Raw genomic sequence first — 3,393 nt, forward strand, 5'->3', positions numbered from 1 at the left:
CCGGTCAGCCGCGCCGCCCGCCGCAGCGTCGCCCCGCCGGGCGGGGACACCCCGGCCCGGGAGTCATGGGAGGAGAGCGGGTCGCGCCCGGGTGCGGGCCTGGCGTCGTCGCCCCGGGCGTCACCGGAGGCGTGGCGGTCGCTCGGCTCGCGTGCCTGGCGGGCCGGCCCGAGGCCCACGAGGTGCATCGGTCCGTAGCCGCCGTCCGTGCTGGGCCTGCCGCCGTGGGAGTCCCACCGCGACTGCAGGTAGGCCACGCCCAGCAGCACGCTCACCGGCACGCCGTGCTCCCGGGCCGCCGCCGCGAACTCGCCCTGCCGTCCGGACTCCTGAACGGGCCCCAGCAGAGTGCTGGCGGCGAGACCGGCGGCGACCCACGGCAGCATGGCAACCCTCCACGGAACGGTACGAGCAGACTACTGTCCGTGACCGCCGTCAGAAAGGATCTAGCGCGCGTGCCGTGGCGTACGATGCCGTGCGACACACGGATTACCGGTCTCGACGCTATTCCTGCCCGATTCCGGGCAGGATGTTGGCGTGTCTCGCCACGAATGCGTAGTGTCCTCGTCTGTGTCCACGGCACGGCATCCCCATGAGGAGCTCATCACGCACCTCACCAGGACCAGCGGGTTAGGTCCGGGTGAGGCGGCCCGCGTGGTGGCCGACGTGCTGTCGTACTTCTCCGAGCCGGTCGAGGAGTTCGTGCGGCGGCGCCACGGCGAGCTGAAGGCTCGCGGCCTCACGAACGACGACATCTTCCCCAGGATCGCCGCCGAGCTCCGGCTCCGCCGGGTGGCGGCGCCCGACCTGTCCGTGCGGCAGCTGCGCCGCATCGTCTACGGATAGCCGCGTCTTTCGCGGGCACACGATCACACGTAAAGAGGAGAGACCACGGATGTGCGGAATCGTCGCTTATGTCGGCCCGAAGGACGCGGCTCCCATCCTGCTGGAGGGCCTGCAACGGCTCGAATACCGCGGTTACGACTCGGCCGGCGTCGTGGTGTCCAACAAGGGCCTGAAGGTGCGCAAGGTCAAGGGCAGGGTCGCCGACCTGGCCAAGGCCGTGCCGGCCAGGTTCAAGGGCGCCCTCGGCATCGGCCACACCCGGTGGGCCACCCACGGCGTGCCCAGCGACGTCAACGCGCACCCGCACCTGTCCACGGACGAGCGCGTCGCGGTCGTGCACAACGGCATCATCGAGAACGCCGACGAGCTGCGCGCCAAGCTGATCGCCGACGGCGTCGTGTTCTCCTCCGAGACCGACACCGAGGTGCTCGCCCACCTGATCGCCCGCACCGTCCAGGAGACCGCCTCCCTGGAGGAGGCCGTCAGGAAGGCGCTGAAGAGCGTCGTCGGCACGTACGGCATCGCGGTCATAGACGCCGAGCGGGTCGGCGAGGTCGTGGTGGCGCGCAACGGCAGCCCGATCGTGCTGGGCATCGGCGAGAAGGAGATGTTCGCCGCCTCCGACGTGGCGGCGCTGGTCCGCTACACCCGCCAGGTCGTGCACCTGGAGGACGGCGAGCTGGCCGTGCTCAAGGCCGACGGCTTCCACACCTTCGCCAGCGACGCCCGCGAGACCGCCAAGGAGCCGCTGACCGTCGACTGGGACGCCGGCCACTACGACACCGGCGGCTACGAGCACTACCTGCTCAAGGAGATCTCCGAGCAGCCCGAGACGGTCTCGCGCACCATGCGCGGCCGCCTGGACGACCGCTTCCACATCGCGCACCTCGGCGGGCTGAACATGGACGCCCGCGAGGCCCGCTCCTTCCGGCGGGTGAAGATCATCGGATGCGGGTCGGCGTACTACTCCGGCCAGATCGGCGCGCAGCTCATCGAGGAGCTGGCCCGCATCCCGGCCGACGCCGAGCCGGCCAGCGAGTTCCGCTACCGCAACCCGGTCGTCGACCCCGACACGCTCTACGTGGCGATCAGCCAGTCGGGCGAGACCTACGACACGCTGGCCGCGGTGCAGGAGCTCAAGCGCAAGGGCGGCCGCGTGATCGGCATCGTCAACGCGGTCGGCAGCGCGATCGCCCGCGAGGTGGACGGCGGCGTCTACCTGCACGCCGGGCCCGAGGTCTCGGTCGCCTCGACCAAGGCGTTCACCTCCACGTCCCTGGCGTTCGCGCTGATCGCGCTGCACTTCGGCCGGGTGCACGACCTGTCGCCGGCCGACGGCCGCCGCATCTGCGAGGGCCTGCGCAGGCTGCCCGCCCAGATCGAGGAGATCCTCTCCCAGGGCGACAAGATCGCCGAGCTGGCGCGGAAGTACGCCGACTACCCGAGCATGATGTTCGTCGGCCGGGTGCGCGGCTACCCGGTGGCCCGCGAGGGGGCGCAGAAGCTCAAGGAGATCTCGTACGTGCACGCGGAGGCCTACCCGGCCAGCGAGCTCAAGCACGGGCCGCTGGCGCTGATAGGCCCCGACATGCCGACGGTCGCGATCGTGCCCGACGACGAGCTGCTCGACAAGAACCTCACCACGCTCGGCGAGATCCGCGCCCGCGGCGGCCAGGTCCTCATGGTGGGCCATCGCGAACCCGACGCCAAGCTCGCCGACGACGCCATCGTGGTGCCGAAGAACGAGATCGAGCTGGACCCGATCCTGCTGACGATCCCGCTCCAGTTGTTCGCCTACCACGCGGCGGTGGCCCTCGGCCGCGATGTGGACAAGCCGCGCAATCTCGCAAAGAGCGTCACGGTTGAATAAACCAATGCGGCACTATGGCTACAATCGCACAAAGGTCGTGTAAATAGCGTAATCGCCACCTAAGATCAGCTTGTGGTTGAGTTCGAGCCGCACACTCCCAACCTCGCACGCATGTACGACTACATGCTCGGCGGTGTGGCCAACTACGCCGTCGACCGCGAGGCGACCGACCGGCTCGCGGAGCTGATCCCGCAGGCCGTGCCGCTGGCGCGGGTCAACAGAGGGTTCCTCCAGCGTGCGGTGCGCCACCTGGCGAGCGTGGGCGTCCGCCAGTTCCTCGATCTCGGCAGCGGCCTGCCCACCCAGGGCAGCGTCCACCAGGTCGTCCCCGAGGCCCGGGTCGTGTACGTGGACCGCGACCCGGTGGTCGCCCGGCACGCGGACGTCCTGCTCGGCGAGGCGGGCAGGGCCGCGTTCGTCCAGGCCGACCTGCTCGACCCCGCCGCGGTGCTGGAGCGCGCGTCGGCCCTCCTCGACCTGAGCAGGCCGGTCGGGGTGCTGCTGATCTCGATCCTCCACTTCGTGCCCGACGCCGACCGCCCGCACGCCGCGGTGGCCGAACTCCGCGACGCGCTCGCGCCGGGCAGCCACCTGGTGCTCACCCACTCGACCTCTCCCGGCCGGGCCGCGGCCGGCTCGCCCCGCTCGTCCCGGCCCCGCGACCGGATGGGCGGGGC

Annotated in this window: 3 protein-coding genes and 1 pseudogene; 3 read left to right on the forward strand and 1 reads right to left on the reverse strand. The window is 70.9% G+C overall.

Going from position 1 to position 3,393, the window contains the following annotated elements; translation table 11 throughout:
* A pseudogene (locus DQW85_RS25630) lies at positions 1–386 on the reverse strand (N-acetylmuramoyl-L-alanine amidase); the annotation flags it as partial.
* Between the two features lie 184 nt (positions 387–570).
* On the opposite strand from DQW85_RS25630, the gene DQW85_RS25635 reads away from it, so the two are divergent.
* The 3 genes from DQW85_RS25635 to DQW85_RS25645 all read left to right on the forward strand — a co-directional run.
* Positions 571–846 (forward strand): hypothetical protein, encoded by a 276-nt coding sequence (locus tag DQW85_RS25635; protein WP_113702523.1) that lies wholly within the window; start codon positions 571–573, stop codon positions 844–846.
* A gap of 49 nt (positions 847–895) precedes the next feature.
* Positions 896–2,716, forward strand: coding sequence for a glutamine--fructose-6-phosphate transaminase (isomerizing) (gene glmS / locus DQW85_RS25640; protein WP_113702522.1), 1,821 nt, complete (start codon positions 896–898; stop codon positions 2,714–2,716).
* 72 nt (positions 2,717–2,788) lie between these two features.
* Positions 2,789–3,393, forward strand: a 605-nt coding sequence (locus DQW85_RS25645; protein ID WP_162795370.1) for an SAM-dependent methyltransferase, incomplete at its 3' end; no start/stop codon positions are given.

The sequence above is a fragment of the Nonomuraea lactucae genome, from assembly GCF_003313395.1.
Classification (GTDB): Bacteria; Actinomycetota; Actinomycetes; order Streptosporangiales; family Streptosporangiaceae; genus Nonomuraea; species Nonomuraea lactucae.

Excerpts from the sequence above, each read along its gene's own strand:
- glmS (WP_113702522.1), top strand. The coding sequence starts at position 896 with ATGTGCGGAATCGTCGCTTATGTCGGCCCGAAGGACGCGGCTCCCATC.